The sequence below is a fragment of the Tenacibaculum sp. 190524A05c genome (assembly GCF_964036595.1).
Lineage (GTDB): Bacteria > Bacteroidota > Bacteroidia > Flavobacteriales > Flavobacteriaceae > Polaribacter > Polaribacter platacis.
In genome coordinates this window covers 1,402,293-1,423,091 of record NZ_OZ038523.1, presented here as the reverse complement: position 1 = coordinate 1,423,091, position 20,799 = coordinate 1,402,293, and the positions used below count along the sequence as shown (strand labels likewise).

Annotated in this window: 16 protein-coding genes and 1 tRNA gene; 13 read left to right on the top strand and 4 right to left on the bottom strand. The window is 32.3% G+C overall.

What is annotated here, in order from left to right; genetic code table 11:
- Nucleotides 1-98: 98 nt before the first annotated feature.
- From ABNT61_RS06030 to ABNT61_RS06000, 7 genes are read left to right on the top strand one after another with little or no spacing between them, the layout of a single operon-like run.
- Nucleotides 99-3,392: a VCBS repeat-containing protein gene (locus ABNT61_RS06030; protein WP_348745239.1), complete on the top strand. Its 3,294-nt coding sequence runs from the start codon at nt 99-101 to the stop codon at nt 3,390-3,392.
- Complete coding sequence (locus tag ABNT61_RS06025) at nt 3,392-4,363, top strand: SMP-30/gluconolactonase/LRE family protein (protein WP_348745238.1); 972 nt, start codon at nt 3,392-3,394, stop codon at nt 4,361-4,363. Before ABNT61_RS06030 ends, ABNT61_RS06025 begins: the two co-directional genes overlap by 1 nt.
- A gap of 17 nt (nt 4,364-4,380) precedes the next feature.
- Nucleotides 4,381-6,642, top strand: a complete 2,262-nt coding sequence (gene bglX, locus ABNT61_RS06020; protein ID WP_348745237.1) for a beta-glucosidase BglX — start codon at nt 4,381-4,383, stop codon at nt 6,640-6,642.
- Nucleotides 6,635-8,503 (top strand): decarboxylating NADP(+)-dependent phosphogluconate dehydrogenase, encoded by a 1,869-nt coding sequence (gene gnd, locus ABNT61_RS06015; protein WP_348745236.1) that lies wholly within the window; start codon nt 6,635-6,637, stop codon nt 8,501-8,503. The genes bglX and gnd overlap by 8 nt, the downstream gene beginning before the upstream one ends.
- Before the next feature lie 2 nt (nt 8,504-8,505).
- Nucleotides 8,506-9,852 (top strand): gluconate:H+ symporter, encoded by a 1,347-nt coding sequence (locus ABNT61_RS06010; RefSeq protein ID WP_348745235.1) that lies wholly within the window; start codon nt 8,506-8,508, stop codon nt 9,850-9,852.
- Nucleotides 9,853-9,880: 28 nt separating this feature from the next.
- Entirely contained in the window at nt 9,881-11,278 is a 1,398-nt protein-coding gene (locus ABNT61_RS06005; protein WP_348745234.1) for an MFS transporter, read from the top strand.
- A complete protein-coding gene (locus tag ABNT61_RS06000; RefSeq protein WP_348745233.1) occupies nt 11,265-11,990 on the top strand; it encodes a hypothetical protein in 726 nt (241 codons plus the stop codon). Before ABNT61_RS06005 ends, ABNT61_RS06000 begins: the two co-directional genes overlap by 14 nt.
- 176 nt (nt 11,991-12,166) lie before the next feature.
- On the opposite strand, the gene ABNT61_RS05995 is transcribed toward ABNT61_RS06000, so the two are convergent.
- The 4 genes from ABNT61_RS05995 to ABNT61_RS05980 all read right to left on the bottom strand — a co-directional run bounded on the left by ABNT61_RS05995 (nt 12,167) and on the right by ABNT61_RS05980 (nt 16,122).
- Nucleotides 12,167-14,266: a thioredoxin domain-containing protein gene (locus tag ABNT61_RS05995; protein WP_348745232.1), complete on the bottom strand. Its 2,100-nt coding sequence runs from the start codon at nt 14,264-14,266 to the stop codon at nt 12,167-12,169.
- Nucleotides 14,267-14,354: 88 nt separating this feature from the next.
- Entirely contained in the window at nt 14,355-14,780 is a 426-nt protein-coding gene (locus tag ABNT61_RS05990; RefSeq protein ID WP_348745231.1) for a DUF2147 domain-containing protein, read from the bottom strand.
- A 78-nt stretch (nt 14,781-14,858) separates the two neighbouring features.
- A complete protein-coding gene (locus ABNT61_RS05985; RefSeq protein WP_348724398.1) occupies nt 14,859-15,386 on the bottom strand; it encodes a KdsC family phosphatase in 528 nt (175 codons plus the stop codon).
- Entirely contained in the window at nt 15,379-16,122 is a 744-nt protein-coding gene (locus ABNT61_RS05980; protein WP_348745230.1) for a Rossmann-like and DUF2520 domain-containing protein, read from the bottom strand. The genes ABNT61_RS05985 and ABNT61_RS05980 overlap by 8 nt, the downstream gene beginning before the upstream one ends.
- 147 nt (nt 16,123-16,269) lie before the next feature.
- On the opposite strand from ABNT61_RS05980, the gene ABNT61_RS05975 reads away from it, so the two are divergent.
- The 6 genes from ABNT61_RS05975 to ABNT61_RS05950 all read left to right on the top strand — a co-directional run bounded on the left by ABNT61_RS05975 (nt 16,270) and on the right by ABNT61_RS05950 (nt 20,697).
- Nucleotides 16,270-17,676: an MATE family efflux transporter gene (locus ABNT61_RS05975; RefSeq protein ID WP_348745229.1), complete on the top strand. Its 1,407-nt coding sequence runs from the start codon at nt 16,270-16,272 to the stop codon at nt 17,674-17,676.
- A 59-nt stretch (nt 17,677-17,735) separates the two neighbouring features.
- Nucleotides 17,736-18,887 (top strand): PLP-dependent aspartate aminotransferase family protein, encoded by a 1,152-nt coding sequence (locus ABNT61_RS05970; RefSeq protein WP_348745228.1) that lies wholly within the window; start codon nt 17,736-17,738, stop codon nt 18,885-18,887.
- Nucleotides 18,888-18,896: 9 nt separating this feature from the next.
- The gene (locus ABNT61_RS05965) at nt 18,897-19,352 is read left to right on the top strand and encodes an OmpA family protein (protein ID WP_348745227.1); all 456 of its coding nucleotides are present in this window, start codon (nt 18,897-18,899) and stop codon (nt 19,350-19,352) included.
- Complete coding sequence (gene bshB1 / locus ABNT61_RS05960) at nt 19,349-20,065, top strand: bacillithiol biosynthesis deacetylase BshB1 (RefSeq protein ID WP_348745226.1); 717 nt, start codon at nt 19,349-19,351, stop codon at nt 20,063-20,065. The genes ABNT61_RS05965 and bshB1 overlap by 4 nt, the downstream gene beginning before the upstream one ends.
- Before the next feature lie 55 nt (nt 20,066-20,120).
- Nucleotides 20,121-20,196 (top strand) — tRNA-His (locus ABNT61_RS05955).
- Between the two features lie 291 nt (nt 20,197-20,487).
- Nucleotides 20,488-20,697: a hypothetical protein gene (locus tag ABNT61_RS05950; RefSeq protein WP_348745225.1), complete on the top strand. Its 210-nt coding sequence runs from the start codon at nt 20,488-20,490 to the stop codon at nt 20,695-20,697.
- Nucleotides 20,698-20,799: the final 102 nt, after the last annotated feature.

The following is a 20,799-nucleotide window of genomic DNA, read 5'->3' as shown; positions in this document are numbered from 1 at the left end:
TATTTGTAGATTGTATTTGAATTAATAATCTAATTATAAGTAAAGCAGTATGAAAGTGCATACTGCTTTACTAATTTTAACCTATATCTTATTCCATAATGAAAAAAGTAGCTACGCTTTTTTTACTTGTACTAATTGTTATTAGTTGTACCAAAGTTGAAAATCCAAAAAGTAACAGAAAAAAGTTTGTTCAGCTTTCCTCGAGTAAATCACAAATTCATTTCAGTAATACATTAACAGAGACTGATTCTTTAAATTATTTTAAGTATACCTCAATATACATGGGAGGAGGAGTGTCTGTTGGTGATGTTAATAATGATGGTTTGTTAGATGTTTTCTTTACAGGAAATCAAGTTTCAAATAAATTATATGTTAATAAAGGAGATTTAACTTTTGAAGATATTTCAGAATCAGCCAAAATTACCGGTGATTCAAGATGGTACACAGGTTCTACAATGATAGATATTAATAACGATGGTTATTTAGATATTTATTGTTCTGTTGCAGGTAAAGATGGGAATAAGAAGAATCAATTATTTATCAATAATAAAGACAATACATTTACTGAATCTGCAGAAAAATATGGTTTAGCTGACGAAGGAAATTCTGTTCAAGCTACATTTCTAGATTATGACAATGATGGTGACTTAGATATGTATTTAGCCAATTATCCAATAGCACATCCTTCAACTCCAAATATGATTTATAAACATCGAATGCAAAATGTTAAAGATGTTGAATCGGATAAATTATTTGAGAATCAAGATGGGAATTTTATTGATGTTACAGAGAAGGCTGGCGTGAAAAATTATAGTTTTTCACTGGGTATTTCTGCTGCTGATTTGAACAATGATGGTTGGACAGATATATACGTGTCAAACGATTATAGTATTCCAGATTTTATGTACATCAATAACCAAGATGGTACTTTTAAAGAAGTAGTTAAAGAAGCAACTTCTCAAACTGCTTTTTACGGAATGGGAATCGATATTGCCGATATCAATAATGATGGTCATTTAGATATTTTTCAAGCTGACATGGATTCAGATGATAATAGAAGGCAAAAAGCTAACATGTCAAGTATGAATCCAAGATTGTTTTATGAAACTGTTTTGTACGGTTTCCATTATCAATACATGCACAATTGTTTACAATTGAATTCTGGGTATAACAAAAACGGAGTTCCGAAGTTCTCTAATATTTCACGATTAACAGGGACATCTTCTACAGATTGGAGTTGGGCTCCATTATTTGCAGATTTTGATAATGATGGATACAAAGATTTATATGTAACTAACGGAACAAGAAGAGAGGTGAATAATAAAGATTTCTTTAATAAAATCGATGGTGAAGAATTTAAGGAAGTTTCTCTTTTAGAAAAAACAAAAATGATTCCTAGTGAGAAAATAGACAATTTCATGTTTAAAAACTTAGGAGGAATTGAATTCAAAAAAGTAAATAACGATTGGGGAATTTCTCATGAAGGATTTTCGAACGGAGTAGCTTATGCGGACTTAGATAATGACGGTGATTTAGAAGTTATTGTAAATAATATTGATGAGGAAGCAACCATATTTGAAAATACTTCTTCTAAAGATAAAAACTTCTTAAAGGTAAAACTGAAAGGAAACGAGAAAAACACTTTCGGTTTAGGTGCAAAAGTGTTCGTTTATTCAAAGGATTCAGAGCAAGTTCAAGAGTTAACGCTAACTAGAGGTTTTCAGTCTTCTGTAGCTCCAGAATTACATTTTGGTTTGAATAAAAAGATGAATGTTGATAGTGTTAAAGTGCAGTGGAATACTCAGAAGTCTCAAATCATAAAGGACTTAACATCTAATCAAACTCTAGTTTTTGATTATAAGGAAGCTACTGAAAATCATGTGCAGGGAAGTGTTGGTGAAAAGGTCTTTACAGCGAATTCAAACTTCAACAACAAGATTAAACATACCGAAAATTTACATGACGATTTTGAAACTCAGGTTTTACTTCCTCATAAAATGTCAACATTAGGTCCGGCAATTGAAGTTGCTGATATTAATAAGGACGGATTAGATGATGTTTTTGTTGGTGGAGCTTATGGAAAATCAGGTGAATTGTATTTCCAAACTACAACTGGTTTCGAGAAACAAAATCAAAACGCATTTAAGCAAAATCAATTATCGGAAGATGTTGGTGCATTATTTTTTGATGTGGATAATGATAATGATTTGGATTTATATGTTGTAAGTGGAGGTTATGAGTTTGAAGAAGATTCAAAACGATTAAAAGATCAGCTCTACATCAATAACGGTAAAGGTGAGTTTGAAGATACTTCTAATTCTTTACCAGAATTATATTCAAGTGGATCCAAAGCATATAATATTGATTTTAATAAAGATGGAAAACAAGACCTTTTAGTTCTTGGTAGACAAATTCCAGGTAAATATCCATTACCTGCTTCTTCATTTTTATTAAAGAATACTTCCGATTCAAACACTATAAATTTTGAAAATGTAACGAATAATTCTGCTCAAGGTTTACTTGGTTTAGGAATGGCTACAAGTGCTGTCGTGACTGATTTTAATAATGATTCTTGGGATGATTTTATAATTGTTGGTGAATGGATGCCGATCAAAGTATTTAAGAATAATAAAGGAGTTTTTGAAGAGGTTTCTGAAGAGTTAGGATTAACAAAAGACGCTACAGGATGGTGGTGGAGTATTCAGAAAGCTGATTTCGATAATGATGGAGATATGGATTATATCCTCGGAAATAATGGTCTGAACTATAAATATAAAGCTTCAGAAGACGCAACTTTTGATATTTATGCCAAAGATTTCGATAAAAATTTCACTTCTGATATTGTGTTAAGTTACTATAATAAAGGAAAGCAATATCCGGTAAGAGGAAAGCAGTGTTCATCAGAACAGATTTCTGGAATAAAAAAGAAATTCAAAAGTTATGATTCTTTTTCAAAGGCAACATTAATAGATGTTTACGGTAAAAAGAATTTAGAAGATGCATTGCATTATCAAGTTAAATCCTTCGCTAGTGTTTATCTAGAAAATAAAGGAAATCAATTTGTGTTGCATAAACTTCCAATGGAAGCACAGTTTTCTAGTATACAGCAGATCATTACAGAAGATATTAATAACGACGGGAATATGGATGCAATAATTGCGGGGAACCTCTATAATTCCGAAGTTGAAACTCCACGTAACGACGGTAGTTACGGACTAGTTTTAAAAGGAAATGGAAAAGGTGAATTCGAAGCTTTGTCTGTTGAGGAAACTGGATTCTACACTTCAGGTGATGTAAAAGATTTAAAGAAAATATCAATTGGAAATATTCCTCATATCATTTCGGTAAAGAACAATGATTATCTGGAGTTTATTAAAGTCAATAAGAAATAATGAAAAAAATAGGATTACTGGTTCTACTAAGTCTTTTAGTTTGTTGTAAAACAAATGAAAAGGAAGAAAGTAAAGTAGAGTTAGCATTTAAAATAAATGCTCAATTAGGTGAAGGTGCTTTCTGGAATTACAAGTCAGAAGAATTGTATTGGGTAGATATTGAAGGGAAAAAATTACACATATTTTCTCCAAAAACAGAGGAGAATAAGACTATAGAAATGCCTTCTAGAATTGGAACTGTTGTTCCTGCGAATAAAGAGAATAGTGCGGTTGTAGCTCTTGAAGATGGGATCTATATCGTAAACACGAATACTAATGAATTGACCTTATTGTCTGATGTTGAGTCAGATGTTACGGAAAATAGATTTAATGATGGTAAATGTGATCCAAACGGGAATTTATGGGTAGGTTCAATGCATTTACCTCAAACGCATCCAAAGGCAAATTTGTATAAAATCGATGGATCTGGAAACGCGAATAAAATGCTAGGGAATATTACAATTTCGAATGGAATAGTATGGACTAGTGATAAAAAAACAATGTATTACATAGATACACCAACAGGTCAAATTAAAGCGTTTGATTTTGATAACAAGAAGAATACAATTACCAATGAACGTGTTGCTGTTACTATAGATCCAAAAGATGGATTTCCAGATGGAATGACTATCGATGAAAATGATATGCTTTGGGTAGGAATGTGGAATGGAAATGCGGTAGCAAATTACAATCCTAATACAGGCAAATTAATTAAGAAGATTAAAGTTCCTGCGCACAATGTTACTTCATGTGCTTTTGGTGGAAAGAATTTAGATGTTTTATATATCACAACGGCAAGTTTAGATATGACAGATGAAGAGCATAAGAAATTCCCATTAGCGGGCTCTGTATTTAAAGTTCAATTGAAAGAAAAAGGTGTGAAAGGAAGTTTTTTTAATTCACCAAATTTTAAAACGGCTCAGCTTAACTAAACCGAATCAATTTAAAAATGAAAAAATTAACTACAATAGCAATATGTATTGCAACTTTTTTGGGTGCTTGTAAAACTGATTCTAATTCCAATAAAACTCCGAAAGATGCTGAATTAGAAAAACGAGTAACCGACTTGCTTTCTAAAATGACATTAGATGAGAAAATTGGACAATTAAACCTGAGAGGAACATCAAGTCGAGTAAAAGGAAGTTTACCTGAATCTTTAAAACAAGCGGTTCGTGATGGAAAAGTAGGTGCGTTTTTAAACGTAATGAATAAAGATTATGTTGATGAGTTACAGAAAATCGCTACAGAAGAAAGCCCTAATAAAATACCATTAATTTTTGCAAGAGATGTTATTCATGGATTCAAAACAATCTTTCCAATTCCCTTAGGTTTAGCAGCCTCTTGGGATACTGAAGTGGCAAAATCTTCCTCAAGAGTAGCTGCGATAGAAGCTTCTTCTTTCGGGATACGTTGGACATTTGCTCCAATGTTAGATATTTCTCGAGATAGCAGATGGGGAAGAGTTGCAGAATCTCCAGGAGAAGATCCGTTTTTAGCTTCTCAATTAGGAAAAGCATATGTAAAAGGTTTTCAGGGGGATAGTTTAAACGATCCAACAAGTTTAATTGCTTGTGCAAAACATTTTATTGGTTACGGAGCTGCAATTGGTGGAAGGGATTATAATACAGCAATAATTAATAAAGAATTAATGCATAACGTGTATTTACCTCCATTTAAATCTGCTTTTGAAGCTGGTAGTCAAACAGTAATGACTTCTTTTAATGAAACCAATGGAATTCCAGCTTCTGGTGATAAACATTTACTTCGTAATATTTTAAGAGATGAATTTCAGTTTGATGGATTCGTTGTTAGTGATTGGGATTCTGTTATCGAAATGATTCCTCATGGTTTTGCTAAAGATGAAAAGCATGCGGCAGAAATTGGAATAAACGCTGGTTTAAACATGGAAATGACCAGTAAATCTTATGAGAATCATGTGAAAGAATTATTGAACGAAGGAAAAGTAACAGAAACGCAAATCAATGAATTGGTTGCAGATATTTTGAGAGTAAAATTTAGAATGGGCCTTTTTGAGAATGCCAATAGAGTTCAGAACACAACTGAAGTTTTATATGCGAAAAATCATTTAGAATTAGCTAAAGAGGCTGCTGTTAAAAGTTCGGTTCTATTGAAAAATAAAAACAATGTTCTTCCTTTGAATAAGAATACTAAAATTGCAGTTATTGGTCCATTAGCTGACAAACCACGAGAGCAACTAGGAACTTGGACGTTTGATGGAGAAAAAGAACATACGATAACTCCAATTAATGCTTTTCAAAGGAAAAAAGTAGATTTCAAATTTGTTGAAACATTATCATACAGTAGAGATATATCAGAGACTCAGTTTCAAAATGCAATGCTAGCTGCTAAACAATCTGATGTAATTATATTTATTGGAGGAGAAGAAGCAATATTATCAGGAGAAGCCCATAGTAGATCAAATATTAATTTACCTGGAGCTCAAGAAAAACTAATCAAAGAACTAGCGAAAACAAATAAGCCAATTGTTTTAGTGATTATGGCGGGAAGACCGATTACAATAACTAATATTGTTGATGATGTTGATGCAGTTTTAATGACTTGGCATCCTGGAACCATGGGTGGGCCAGCTATTTTTGATATGGTTTTTGGAGACAAAGAACCAGGTGGTAGATTACCAATTACGTGGCCAAAAGTAGCAGGTCAATTACCATTATTTTATAATCATAAAAATACAGGTAGACCAGCGAGTTCTAAAGAATTTGTTCATATCGATAGTATTCCTATCGGAGCTTGGCAAAGTTCTTTAGGAAACACTTCTCATTATTTAGATGCTGGATTTACACCACATTTTCCTTTTGGTTATGGTTTAGGATATACAAAATTCAAGTACACTAATTTAAAACTGTCTTCAGATAAAATTTTAAAAGATCAGAATATTAAAGTATCTGTTGATATCGAAAATACAGGAAAAAGGCAAGGAGAAGAGCTTGTTCAAATGTATGTTCAAGATGTTGTTGGAAGCATAACTAGACCTGTAAAAGAGTTAAAAGGATTTGAAAGAATTGCTTTACAATCGGGAGAAAAAAGAACAGTTTCTTTTGAAATCAATCTCGAAGATTTAAAGTATTACAATAGTGAGCTTACATACGATGTTGAGAAAGGAGATTTTAATGTTTGGATAGGAAAAAATGCATCAGAAGGTTTAAAAGCGAGTTTTAGATATGAGTAATCTTATTGTTGTCATGGGAGTGAGTGGTTGTGGAAAATCAACCATTGGAAATTCGTTATCACAAAGAATGGAAATCCCATTCTTAGATGCTGACGATTTTCATCCAAAAGCAAATATTGAGAAAATGAGTCGAGGTGAAGCGTTAACCGATAATGATCGCTTACCATGGTTACAAGCTTTAAATGCTGAGTTGAAAACGAGGATAAAAAGCGGCGGTGCTATTTTGGCTTGTTCTGCTTTAAAAGAAGAGTATAGAAAAATCTTATCTGATAATATAACCACAATTCAATGGGTGTTTTTAGAAGGTAGTTTTGATTTAATTAAAAAAAGAATTGAGACAAGAAGTAATCATTTTATGGATGCTACTTTACTACAATCTCAATTTGATACACTTGAAATTCCCAATTACGGAATAAAGGTGAGCTGTGAAAAATCACCAGAAGATATTACAAACGAAATTTTAAGAGAAATGCAAAAATCAGACTTTGGAATTTTTGGAATTGGAGTAATGGGTAAAAGTCTTGCTTTGAATATGTTGGATAAAGGAGTTGCTGTTTCGGTGTATAATAGAGATGAAGGAGCAGAAAAAGGAATGGTGGAGAATTTTCTAAAGGAAACTGATAACAATAATGCAGCTGGATTTACAGAATTGAAAGATTTTGTAAAATCACTACAAACACCTCGTAAAATTTTATTGATGGTAAAAGCTGGGAATGTTGTTGATTTGGTAATTGATAATATTGTTCCTTTTTTGGACGAAGGAGATGTTTTAATTGATGGAGGAAATTCGCATTATAAAGATACTGAGCGAAGGGTGAATTCGTTAAAAAACAAACAAATCCATTTTGTTGGCCTAGGAGTTTCTGGTGGAGAAGAAGGAGCATTGAAAGGTCCGTCTTTAATGCCTGGAGGAAGTGAAACAGGATATGATTACGTAGCTTCCTATATGAATCTCATTGCTGCAAAAGATGAAAGTGGAAATCCATGTTGTAATTATATTGGTCCGAATGGAGCAGGACATTTTGTGAAAATGGTGCATAACGGAATTGAATATGCTGACATGCAATTACTAGCAGAATTATATGCTTTATTGTCTGTGACTAAATCATATGAAGAGATTTCTGCAATTTTTTCTAAATGGAATGACGGTAATTTGTCAAGTTATTTATTGGAAATTACATCTAAAATTCTTCTGGAAAAAGAAGAGAATTCAAGTCTTTTGGATTTAATTTTGGATAAAGCAGGTAATAAAGGAACAGGATCTTGGTCAAGTGTTTCAGCATTAGAATTAGGTGTTCCAACAACCATGAAAACTGCTGCTGTGTATGCTCGTTACACTTCTTCTTTTAAGGAAACGAGGGTGAAATTATCTAAAGATGTAAGAAGTAGTGAGATCAACAATGAAATGAATATCGATTTACTAGAACGAGCATATGATTTTGCTAGAACAATTAATTTACAACAAGGATTGCAGTTAATTCAGTCTGCGTCTGAAGAGTACAATTGGAATTTAAATCTTTCTGAGATTTGTAGAATTTGGTCAAGTGGTTGTATTATAAAGTCTGAAAAGATTAAAGCCTTTAGTGAAATTTTGAAAGCTGGAAATAACTTATTTGAAAGCAAAGAAATTTTAGAAATTTTACATGAGAACGAAACAGCAATGCCATATGTAATTGATTATGCTTTGAAAGCAAGAATAAGTATTCCTTGTTTTTATGAAGCTTATAATTATTGGGTTGCCATGACAACGGAGCAATCTTCGGCAAATATGATTCAAGCACAACGTGACTTTTTTGGAGCACATAAATTTCAACGTGTAGATGCTGAACAAGATAAAATGTTTCATCATAACTGGAGTTAATTATGTTGGATTATAATTTATTGTTAGCTGTTTTTTCTGGAGTACTAATTCTATTAGTTTTAATTCTACGATTTAAAATTCAAGCATTCATTTCATTATTAATTGCTAGTATTGTGGTAGGTATTGTTGCGGGAATGCCACCAAAAGAAATTATTACAACAATGCAGCAAGGAATGGGAAGTACGCTAGGTTTTGTTGCACTCGTAGTAGGATTAGGAGCTATTTTTGGATCCATATTAGAACAGTCCGGTGGAGCTGAAGCATTAGCAAATTATTTATTGTCAAAATTTGGAGATAAACGTGCTTCTTGGGCGTTAATGTTAGCCGGTTTTTTTATTGCAATTCCAGTGTTTTTCGATGTTGCATTTATCATTTTAATTCCTCTAGTTTATTCTTTACAAAGAAGAACTAAAAAGTCATTGTTGTTATATGCAATTCCTTTATTAGCAGGTTTAGCAATTACACATTCTTTTATTCCACCAACTCCAGGACCCGTAGCTGTTGCCGATATTTTAAAAGCAGATTTAGGTTGGGTTATCTTATTTGGATTTATAGTTGGTGTTCCAACCGCTATTTTAAGCGGACCAATATTCGCTAATTACATTTCAAAGAAAATTTACATAGAAGCTCCAAAGATGGAGTTGAATGAACAAGAAGCAAAAGATTATCCTGCAGTTCGGCTGATTTTATTGATTATTGGAATTCCAATTGTGCTAATTATTGGAAATACGGTTTTAAATAGTCCATTAGTTTCTAATGATAGTATTAGTATCCAATTTAAAGAATGGATGGCAATGATTGGAAATCCGTTTGTAGCTTTAATAATTGCGAACTTAATTGCTTGGTACGTATTGGGAATCAAAAGAGGATTGTCTAAAGATGAATTGCTAAAAATCGCTACAAATTCTATGGGACCAGCTGGTTTGATTATTTTGCTTACTGGTGCAGGAGGAGTTTTTAAGCAAATGTTGATCAATACAGGAACAGGAGAAATGTTGGCAAATTACTTTGCTACAATGGGAATTAGTATGTTGTTCTTTGGTTTTTTTATAGCGGTTTTAGTAAGGATATTACAAGGTTCTGCTACAGTTGCAATGATCACAGCAGCTGGGGTTACAGCTCCTTTATTAATTAATACAGATATCACTCAAATTGATAAAGCATTGTTGGTGATTGCAATTGCTTCAGGTGCATCAATCATGTCTCATGTAAATGATAGCGGGTTTTGGTTAGTGGGAAAATATCTCGGACTTAATGAAAAGCAAACGTTTAAAAGTTGGACAATAATGACTACAATTTTAGCTGTAAGTAGTTTTTTTATTGTTAGCTTACTAAGCTTAATTGTATAATTGAATATCGAACAAATAAAAATATAAGATGTCGGAAACAACGAAATTATCAATCAAAGAAAAAATAGGATATGCATTAGGTGATACTGCTGCAAATATTGCATGGAGAACTATCGGTCCTTTTTTACCCATTTTTTATACGGATGTTTTTGGTCTAGGAACAGCTGCGGTTGCAACCTTACTTCTAGTAATTCGTTTAGGTGATGGTATTACTGATTTGATAATGGGGAATATCGCTGATAGAACAAGGACAAAATGGGGGAAATTCAGACCTTGGTTATTATGGACTGCTTTACCATTTGGAGTGGCATTAGTATTACAGTTTACAACTCCAGATTTAGGTTTGTCAGGTAAACTATTTTGGGCCTATGCAACATCGATATTTTACACATTAGCTTATACCGCGAATAATGTTCCTTATTCTGCATTAATGGGTGTAATGACGCAAAATGTTAAGGAGAGAACTGTGTTGTCATCTTATCGTTTCTTTGGAGCATATCTTGGAGGAATAATCGCTACTGTTGGTGTGATTTCTTTAGTTGATTTCCTTGGGAAAGGAAATGAGAATTTAGGATATCAATACACTATGTATGTACTAGCATTTATTTTAGCTTCTTTTTCGTTTATTACTTTTTATACTACTCGAGAACGTGTAAAAGCAGTTAAAACAGATGATATTTTTAAAGATTATAAAGATCTTTCTACAAATAGACCTTGGTTGATTTTATTGTTTATCGGGTTTGTGTTCGTAACCTATAATATTATCAAGCAAAGTTCAATCATGTATTATTTTACGCATTATGTGCAAGATGAAAATGGATTCTTTGGAGCATTAACTGAATGGGGAGGTAAAAACGGATTAGCTGGATTGTATCTACTTTCGTTATTAGTTATATCAATGATTTCAACAGTTTTTGCTCCGGCATTAACAAAGTATTTTGGAAAAGTAAGATTGTTTATGTTGAGTATTTTGTTTTCAGCTGGTTTCGCTGGAGCAATGTATGTGTTAGAACCAAATGAAATTGGATCAATTTTCATCCTAGGAATTCTATCTGAATTTGGTGCGGGATTAATGCCAATCTTATTTTTTGCAATGTTGGGGGATTCAGCAGATTATTCTGAATTAAAAAACGGTAGACGAGCAACAGGATTAATTTTCTCTGCTGGTACTTTTGCAATGAAATTTGGTTCGGGAATGGCAGGAGCGATAACTTTAGCCGTATTGAATTTCTATAATTATGATGGACAAGCTTTGGTGAAAACTCCTGAGATGCTAGAAGGAATAAAATTGAACATGAGTGTTGTTCCGGGATTATTTGTTTTACTAGGTGTAGTGGCATTGTTATTTTATCCTTTGACTCCTGGAGTGATGAAAGAGATTGAGCAAGAATTACAGGAAAAAAGAGCAGAAAGTGTTACAGAATAAAAGGGTAATATATTTTTTTTTAATCCTGAGTATTCTTCTAAGTAATTGTACCAACTCTACTATTGTTTTCACTGATGATTTTGAGAATGAATCTCTAGATGAGTGGAGTAAAAGTGGAGCAGGGAAAGTGTATCTAGATGCTTCAAAATCCCATTCAGGAAAACAATCAATTTGTTTTGAGAGTGGGGAAGGATTCAAAAACAGAGCTTTCATTGCATTAGAAAATAAAACTATCACTTCTTTAGAACGCTTTTATGGTTCAATGTATATGTTTGTAGAAGAAGCTTCACCAGATGGTGTCCATTGGACGATGATTCAAGCTTCTGGTACAACTCCAAATGGATTTCATTCTGAAATTAGATATGGAGGACAGCATCAAAAAAGAATTATGGCGAATTATGATACAAATCCCATAAAAACAGATTGTTGGCATCATACTCAATTTAAAATTCCAGAAAAGAAATGGTTCTCCGTGCAATGGTTTTTCGATAGAAAATCAAATAATGCTAAACTTTGGATTGATGGTAAACTTGTACATGAGCTAAACGCAAATGACATTGATAAAGGTTGTTTAGCTAATGATAACAATCAAAATTGGACTTTTCCGCTATTTGAACAGTTAACGCTGGGTTGGGTTGATTATCAGAAAGGTGGAGGTTCTAGAAAAATCTGGATTGATGATGTAATTCTTTCAAAAGAAAAGTTAGATTAAATAATACTGTCATTTCTACGAAGGAAGTAATCTGTTTGACAGAAGTGATGAGATTCCCGTTTTCACGGGAATGACATTTAAGATGATTTTTTGTGTGAAACTTGTCATTCCTGCGCAGGCAGGAATCTAGAGAGTCGTAATTAACATACTCTAGTTTTAGAGAGGATGATATAAAATCAATTCTTCATGAGTTCAATTGCTCTATCAATATCTTCAGTAGGCAATTTACAGGCTTTATTAACGCAGACATAAATTAATGTTTTGTCTGCATTATATCGATTTAAAAGAAGAGGTAATTCACTTTTTTGGGTACTTCCAGAAATCAACATATTAGGAATATATTTTTTCTGAAATAATTCTTTTGTTTTTATAATAGCTTCCTTACCGCAAATCACAGTTTCATAGTATGGAGCTGTAAAGTTCAAATAATTATCCAACCAGTTTGAATACGCATGTGGGTATTTTTCAATTTTCGTTTCCATATTATGCAGCATGTTTTTACTCAATTCAATGTGTTCTTTGTTATCAAAATAATGACCTAAAAACAGTAAGTTTTTACTCATAACGGAATTAGAAGAAGGAATAACGATATCTTCAATTTCAAAGTTATTAGCAATTAAACCAGAATTTTTCTTAGTTGAATATTTAAAAAGCTCTTGTTCTGTATCAAAGAAATTATCAAAACTTACTTTAGCTAATGTATTCGAAATATTGAGCCAATCTTCGTTTAGTGTAATTTGATACAATGAAATATATGCGTTAATCAATAATGCATAGTCTTCTAAATAACCATCAATCTTTTTATTGTCTTTTCCAATTGTTCTTAACACATTCCCAGTTTTATCAATAGCTTCATTTTTAAGTGCTAATCCATTTTGTATGGCTTTTTCTTTAAATTTTTCATCTCCAAAAACTTTGAAAGCATCAACATAACCTTGTAATAAAAGTGCATTCCAAGAAGTTAGAATTTTCGTATCTAACGAAGGTTTTTGTCTTTTGAGTCTTGCCACTAAAAGTTGTTTATTCCAATTCATAACCAGATTTTTAAGTTCTTGAACGGGAATCTTGTTTGCTTTGGCAAACTCAGAATCAGGAATTCTTTTGACTAATGCTGATTTACCTTCAACTTTTTCTATTTCATTAATTCCGTAGTACGAATCAAAGAGTTTTTTGTTTTGGGTAATTAATGAAATTAACTCTCCATTTGTCCAAGTATAATATGCTCCTTCTTCCAATTCATTATTTTCATTAAAACTATCAGCATTTAAAGAAGAATAATACAATCCATTTATATGGAATTCTTTCTCGATAAATTCAATAGTCTTGTATACAATTTCTTTATATAAAGGTTTTTTAGTGATTTGATAAGCAATAGAATACAATGAGATGAGTTGAGCGTTATCGTATAGCATTTTTTCGAAATGTGGAATATGCCATTTGTTATCAACAGTATATCTGGCAAAACCTCCTTCTAAATGATCATGTAAACCACCCAAAGCCATTTTATCCAATGTTTTAGTCACAAAATCAAGAAGCTTTGAATCATTGTTTTGATAAGCGTAACGCAATAAGAACTGATAGTTGTTTGGTCGAGGGAATTGATTTGAACCTATTAAACCACCATTAATAGTATCAAATTTTTCAAACCATAAATTCACATTTTTATCTAATGTTTCTCTAGAGAAATTGGCTTCAGAATTATTCTTGCCAACCACTTGAAGTGATTTCATATCATTAGCTAATTGTTCGGCAAAATCATCAGTTTTTTCTGGATTATTGATATAAAATAATTGAATGTTTTTCAGGTTTTCTAACCATTCATCTTTTTCAAAGTACGTTCCTCCCCAAACAGGTTTACCATTAGGAAGAATTACACAATTTAGAGGCCATCCTCCATTACCAGTCATAATTTGAACAGCAGTCATGTAAGTCTTATCAACATCAGGATGTTCCTCTCTATCAATTTTAATATTAATAAAGTTTTCATTCATGAACTTTGCTACTTCTTCATCTTCAAAAGTTTCTTCTTCCATAACATGACACCAATGACATGAAGAATAACCAATAGATAATAATACAAGTTTGTTTTCTTCCTTAGCTTTTTCAAGATATTTAGTATCCCAAGGAAACCAATTTACAGGATTATGCGCATGTTGTAGTAAGTATGGACTTGATTCATGTATTAAACTGTTAGTATGTTTTTCTTTTTGTTGAGAGCAAGAAAAAAGAAGTAAGATTATAATAGAATAGAAGAGGATATTATGATTGAAACGCATAACCCAAATATAACGAATACCAAATCACTGTAAACAAAAAGAGATTGCCAAAATTGACAATCTCTAATATAATTCTTTCAAAGAATATTTATTTCTTTCTAAACCAGTAAGCAGTTCGTCCTAATAAAGAGAATCCAATATATCCTCTAATTTTTAATTTATCCGCTTCAACAAGTTCAATGTAACATTTGTACTTTTTTCCGTTTTTAGGATCTAAAATTTTTCCTCCAGACCATTCATCTCCATCCTTTTCTAGTCCAGTTAAAATATTCATTCCTAATATTTTTTTGTCTTTGTTTTTTCCTTTGCACTTGTCACAAACCGCATCTTGTCTATTTTGATCTGTAATCTCTATAATCTTAGCATATGCTTTTCCGTCTTTTTCATAAACTTCAATTACGCTATCAACTTTGCCTGTTTCTTCGTCTCTGTTTTCCCATTTACCAAAAATACTTTGTGCATTAATTGATACCGTTAAGGCGAAAAGGAAAAATGTGAATACTACTTTTTTCATGTATAATTAATTTGTTGTTTTACTTTCTAAATATTGTATAATTAATTGATTTAAGAACTAACATTTGTTAGTTTTCCATTAATCATATTGAGCATCGAAATTATCGTGCCATTTTTGTTGCACACGCATTACTTGTTCAATAACGTCTCTTGCACAGCCTTCGCCACCTTTTTTATCTGAAATATAAACAGACATGGCCTGTAATTCTCTTACAGCGTCATTTGGACAGCATGGAATTCCAACTTTTTCCATTACAGGTAAATCAGGAATATCATCACCCATGTACATAACGTTTTCCGCTTTTAAATCGTACTTCTCAACTAACTCTTTATATTGGTCTATTTTGGTATGTGCTCCTAAATAAATATCTGTAATTCCTAAACCTTCTAATCGTTTTCTTACTCCTTCATTTTTTCCACCTGATATAATACAAACACGGTATCCTGATTTCACAGCTGCTTTTAAAGCATATCCGTCTTTAATATTCATTTGTCGAACTAGTTCTCCGTTAGGAAAAACAGTTACGATTCCATTGGTAAGTACACCATCAACATCAAAAATAAATGTTGTTACATCGTTAAAAAGTTGTTTATAGCTTTTATCCATTTTGGATTGATTTTGTTATAAGTTGATATATTTTTTTTTGCTTAGTATCAAGCAAATTTAAATGTCTTTGAATTGTTTCTTGATCTTTTCGCTTTGCTGGTCCAGTTTGAGCTTCATTTGGAGCTACATGTTCAATTTTTGAAGCCGTTTCTTGTATTAACGGTAATAGTACTTCAAAAGGAACATCATATTGTTTGCAAATATCATTCCCAATTTTATACATATGATTTGTAAAGTTATTTACAAATACAGCCGCCACATGAAGTTTGCTTCTTTGGTCTGAAGAGATTTGATATACTTTCGGCGAAATTAATTGAGCTAATTGTTCTAATAACTTTAAATCTTCGTCTTGCTCTGCCTCAATACAAATTGGAATTTCAGAAAAGTTAACAGGCTTTGTTATTGAAAAACTTTGTAACGGGTAAAAAATACCTTTTCTACCGGTATTTTTTAAAGAATTCATTGCAACGCTACCTGAAGTATGAGTTACCAGTTTGTTTTCAGGAAGTTGAGAAGAAATTGAACTAATAGCATCATCAGAAATGGCGATTATATATACATCGGCATCCACTAGCAAGTTTAAATCATCGGTTATAGAAACATCATTCTGAAATTGAGCAATAGAATTTGCATTTCTTGCATATAACTGTTTCAAATCAACATCTTTACAAGCTAAAAATGCTTGAGTTAAGTGGTATGCAACATTTCCTCCTCCAAGTAAAACAACAGATATCATGAAAGCGAATTTATTGAATTTTATCGAAAGCTATTCGTTAATTTTTTGCATATTTGTTGCATGATTGTTTAAGTCTACCCGTAGGACATATAATTTTAAGTTACATCCTTTAGTCTTTTAAAGGATTCAATTACCAATACAATTACAATGACAAACAATCAAACTTCAAGTAAGAATATATTACAATTATTTAAAGAAGCTGTTTTAGGAGAACAGCAAGACTTTACGCAAGGCAGTATCAAAAAAGCGGTTTTTATGCTTTCTATTCCAATGATACTGGAGATGCTAATGGAATCAATATTTGCATTAGTAGATATCATTTACGTTTCAAGAGTAAGTGTTAATGCTGTGGCAACAGTAGGTTTAACGGAATCAGTATTAACCCTAGTTTATGCCGTAGCAATAGGTTTAAGCATGGCGGCAACAGCATTAATTGCTAGAAGAGTAGGAGAGAAGGATATTAAAAAGGCTAATGAAACAGCTGTTCAAGTAATATTTCTTGGAATTATAATTTCCATTGGAATTAGTGCTATAGGAATTTTATTCCCTAGAGAAATTCTTCAATTTATGGGAGGTGAACCGGCTTTAATTGAAGAAGGATTTGAATACACTAGAGTTTTACTCGGAGGAAACATAACAGTAGTGTTGCTATTTCTTATTAATGCTATTTTTAGAGGGGCAGGAGATGCTTCCGTAGCCATGTGGACTTTAATTTTATCGAATGGATTAAACATCATTTTAGATCCAATATTCATTTTCGGATTGGGCCCAATTCCAGCATATGGAGTGGAAGGAGCGGCAATAGCTACTACAATTGGTAGAGGAACAGCAGTAATTACACAATTATTGATTTTATTTTATGGTAGTGGGAAAATCAAATTAATGCTGAAAGATTTAGTATTGAGAATAAGTTTAATTTACAATATTGTAAAAGTTTCTTTGGGAGGAATAGGACAATTTATTATCGGAACATCGAGTTGGGTGGTGTTAATGAGAATCATGTCTGAATTTGGTAGTGAAGTATTAGCGGGATATACAATCGCTATTAGAATAATGATGTTTACGTTAATGCCGGCATGGGGAATGAGTAATGCCGCGGCAACATTAGTTGGTCAGAATTTAGGAGCAAAACAACCAGAAAGAGCCGAGAAATCGGTGTGGATTACAGGGAAATATTGTGCGTATTTCATGGGATTTGTATCTATCATATATATAGCTTTTGCACCAACATTTTTAGGTTGGTTTTCAGATAATCCAAAAGTAGTTGAAAACGGAGCACTTTGTTTACAGGTTATGGCTGTTGGTTATATTGCTTATGCCTACGGAATGGTTGTGATTCAGTCGTTTAATGGATCTGGTGATACTAAAACTCCAACACTAATCAATTTTATTTGTTTTTGGTTATTTCAATTGCCTTTCGCATATCTAATGGCAATTACTCTAGATTTTGGTCCAAAAGGTGTTTTTTGGGCAATTACTTTAGCTGAAGTTTTAATTGCAGTAGTAGGTGTGTGGTTATTCAAAAAAGGAAAGTGGAAAACCGTTCAGGTATAGTTCACTTTTTGTAATTTAGCTACCAATCATTTCTTTATCTACTAACCTAATCTTTGTTTATGGATTCTAAAAATAAATACGGAATAAACACTATTTGTACTCATGTTGGAGAGTTAAAAGATGAACAGTTTAAAGGAGCTGTTTCGCCAATATATTTATCTTCTTCTTATCAATTTTATGATGTTGATGTAAAAAGATATCCACGTTATTTTAATACGCCAAACCAAGAGGCACTTTGTAAAAAAATCGCTGCATTAGAGAAAACAGAAAATGCATTGATTTTTGGTTCTGGAATGGCGGCTATAAGTACAACTTTAATGGCGTTTTTGCATAAAGGAGATCATGTAGTATTACAAGAAACGTTATACGGAGGAACATATAATTTAGTAGTTGAGGAATTTGATAAGTTTGGAATTGAATATACGTTTACTGAGAGCTTAGATATTGATGATTTTAAAAAGGTGATTCGTGAGAATACAAAAGTTGTTTTTATAGAAACACCATCAAATCCTTTGTTAAAATTAGTTGATATTAAAGCTGTAGCAGATTTAGCAAAAGCAAACGGAATTGTTACTATGATTGATAATACTTTTGCTTCTCCAATTAATCAAACTCCAATTGATTTTGGTATTGATATTATGATTCATTCTGCAACGAAATATATGGGTGGACACTCTGATATTTTAGCTGGAGCAGTTGCCGCGTCTAACGAGCATATTGATAAGATTTGGAATATTGCGAAGAACTTTGGAGGAAGTTTAAGTGATTTTACAGTTTGGATGCTTGAAAGAAGTATTAAAACTATGAATTTGCGTGTGAAATGTCAAAATGAGAACGCATTGAAAATGGCAACATACTTAGAGCAAAATCCAAATGTTGATAAAGTGTATTATCCTGGTTTAACTTCTCATGAGAATCATGAATTAGCTAAATCACAAATGAAAGGATTTGGAGGAATGTTATCCTTTGAATTAAAGGCAGGAATAAATTCTATGGAATTTCAACGTAATTTACAGCTGATAAAACCGTCTATGAGTTTAGCTGGAGTTGAAAGTACTGTATTAAGTCCATCTCAAACATCGCATGCCTTATTGTCCCCAGAAGAAAGGGCAAAACAAGGAATCAAGGATGGATTAATTCGTTTTTCAGTTGGAATTGAAGAGGTAGAGGATTTAATTGCTGATATTGAGCAAGCCATAGAGAAGATATAAAATTGTACTATGTGGAAAAGAAGAGCTGTTTTTGTATTGAGCATTCTATTTTCATTTATTAGTTCTGCTCAACAAGAAAAGGAGGATGAATATTTGAAAGATCTAGCAAAGAAAATTCAATTTGAATATAAAGAATCGTATTTCAAAGAAGGTTCTTTAGAGGCAATGAAGGATCTTGTAGAGCATATTAATTCAAATGGTAAAAACTATTTAATAATTAGTCATACTTCCGTTGATGGTGACATTGATAATAATCAAAAATTGACAGATAGAAGAGCTATTTTGATTAAAAAGTTAATGGTAAAATTAGGAGTTGATTCATTGAGAGTTAAAACAATTGGATTCGGTCAAAATTATCCTTGTTGTTTAACACCTACAAGATCCGGAAGATATTTGAATAATAGGATAGCGATCCAAGTGACATCGAAAGAGGAAATAAAAGAATTAAAGAGTAGTAAAGAATGAAACTAGATATATTAGCTTTTGGAGCACATCCAGATGATGTAGAATTAGGTTGCTCTGCAACTATTGCTAAAGAAATTTCTTTAGGTAAAAAAGTAGGAATTGTAGATTTAACTCGTGGTGAATTAGGAACACGAGGATCTGCAGAATTAAGAGATATTGAAGCAGCTAAAGCAGCTCAAATACTTGGAGTTCAAGTAAGAGAAAACTTGGGTTTTGCTGATGGCTTTTTTGTAAATGATAAAGAGCATCAATTAGAAATCATTAAAATGATTCGTAAATACAGACCTGAAATTGTGTTATGTAATGCAATTGATGATCGCCATATTGATCATCCAAAAGGAAGTAAAGTAGTTTCAGATTCTTGTTTTTTAAGTGGTTTGGTGAAAATTGAAACGGAGTTAGATGGAGTGAAGCAGGATAAATGGAGACCGAAAGTTGTATATCACTACATTCAATGGAAAAATATAGAGCCAGATTTTGTGGTTGACGTTACAGGTTTCATGGATAAGAAGATAGATTCTGTTATGGCTTATAGTTCTCAATTTTTTGATCCTTCAAGCAAAGAACCTGAAACACCAATTACAAGTAAAAACTTTACAGAAAGTGTAGAATACAGAGCAAAAGACTTGGGGAGGCTTATTGGAGTGGATTATGCAGAGGGCTTTACTACAGAACGTTACGTTGCGGTAGAAAATTTAAGTAAATTAAAATAAGAAAATCTTTTGTCATATTTAAGAAAAGGATTATATTTGCACCCGCTAGTTAAATGGTGATTGTAGCTCAGTTGGTTAGAGCGCCGGATTGTGGTTCCGGAGGTCGCCGGTTCGAACCCGGTCTTTCACCCAGAATAAAAAGCTTCTCAATTTGAGAAGCTTTTTTTATTTATCACAATATTTGAGTTACGGCTAAAATTTGGCTTTTAATATGTTTAGAGTAATCCAATCTCATTTATTTATAAAAAGCAATAGAATAATCTGTCTCAATTATTGCTAGAGATTTGAAAAATCATTAAACTTGTATTCCTTAAAATTGTTAAACCTCGTTTCCGCGAAAAATGATTAATTAAAAAGTTAAAAAGCTTTTTTACTTTAGTAAAAGATGCTTAAAAATTTAGTATCCCAACACCTTAAATACTATGGCCACTACCAAAAAAGTATCCCTAAGAAGACAAAAATTTGACGAAAAGTATAAAGAGTATTCCTTAGAAGATTTACAAAAGGAAGCTCTATATACTCAGAAATTATTATTAGAAAAAACAGAGCGAGTTAGAGCTAATACATATTACCTGGTGGTATTTTTGGTAGTCATACCAATTGTAGCTGGGGTATTAGCACTAGTATTATAGCCTTTCTTTTTTTCCTCCCGAGATTATATATATTCTCAAAAATTCAAAACCTCGTTTCTCAACGGGGTTTTGTTGGGATTGAACAAACCATTATCCTTATTA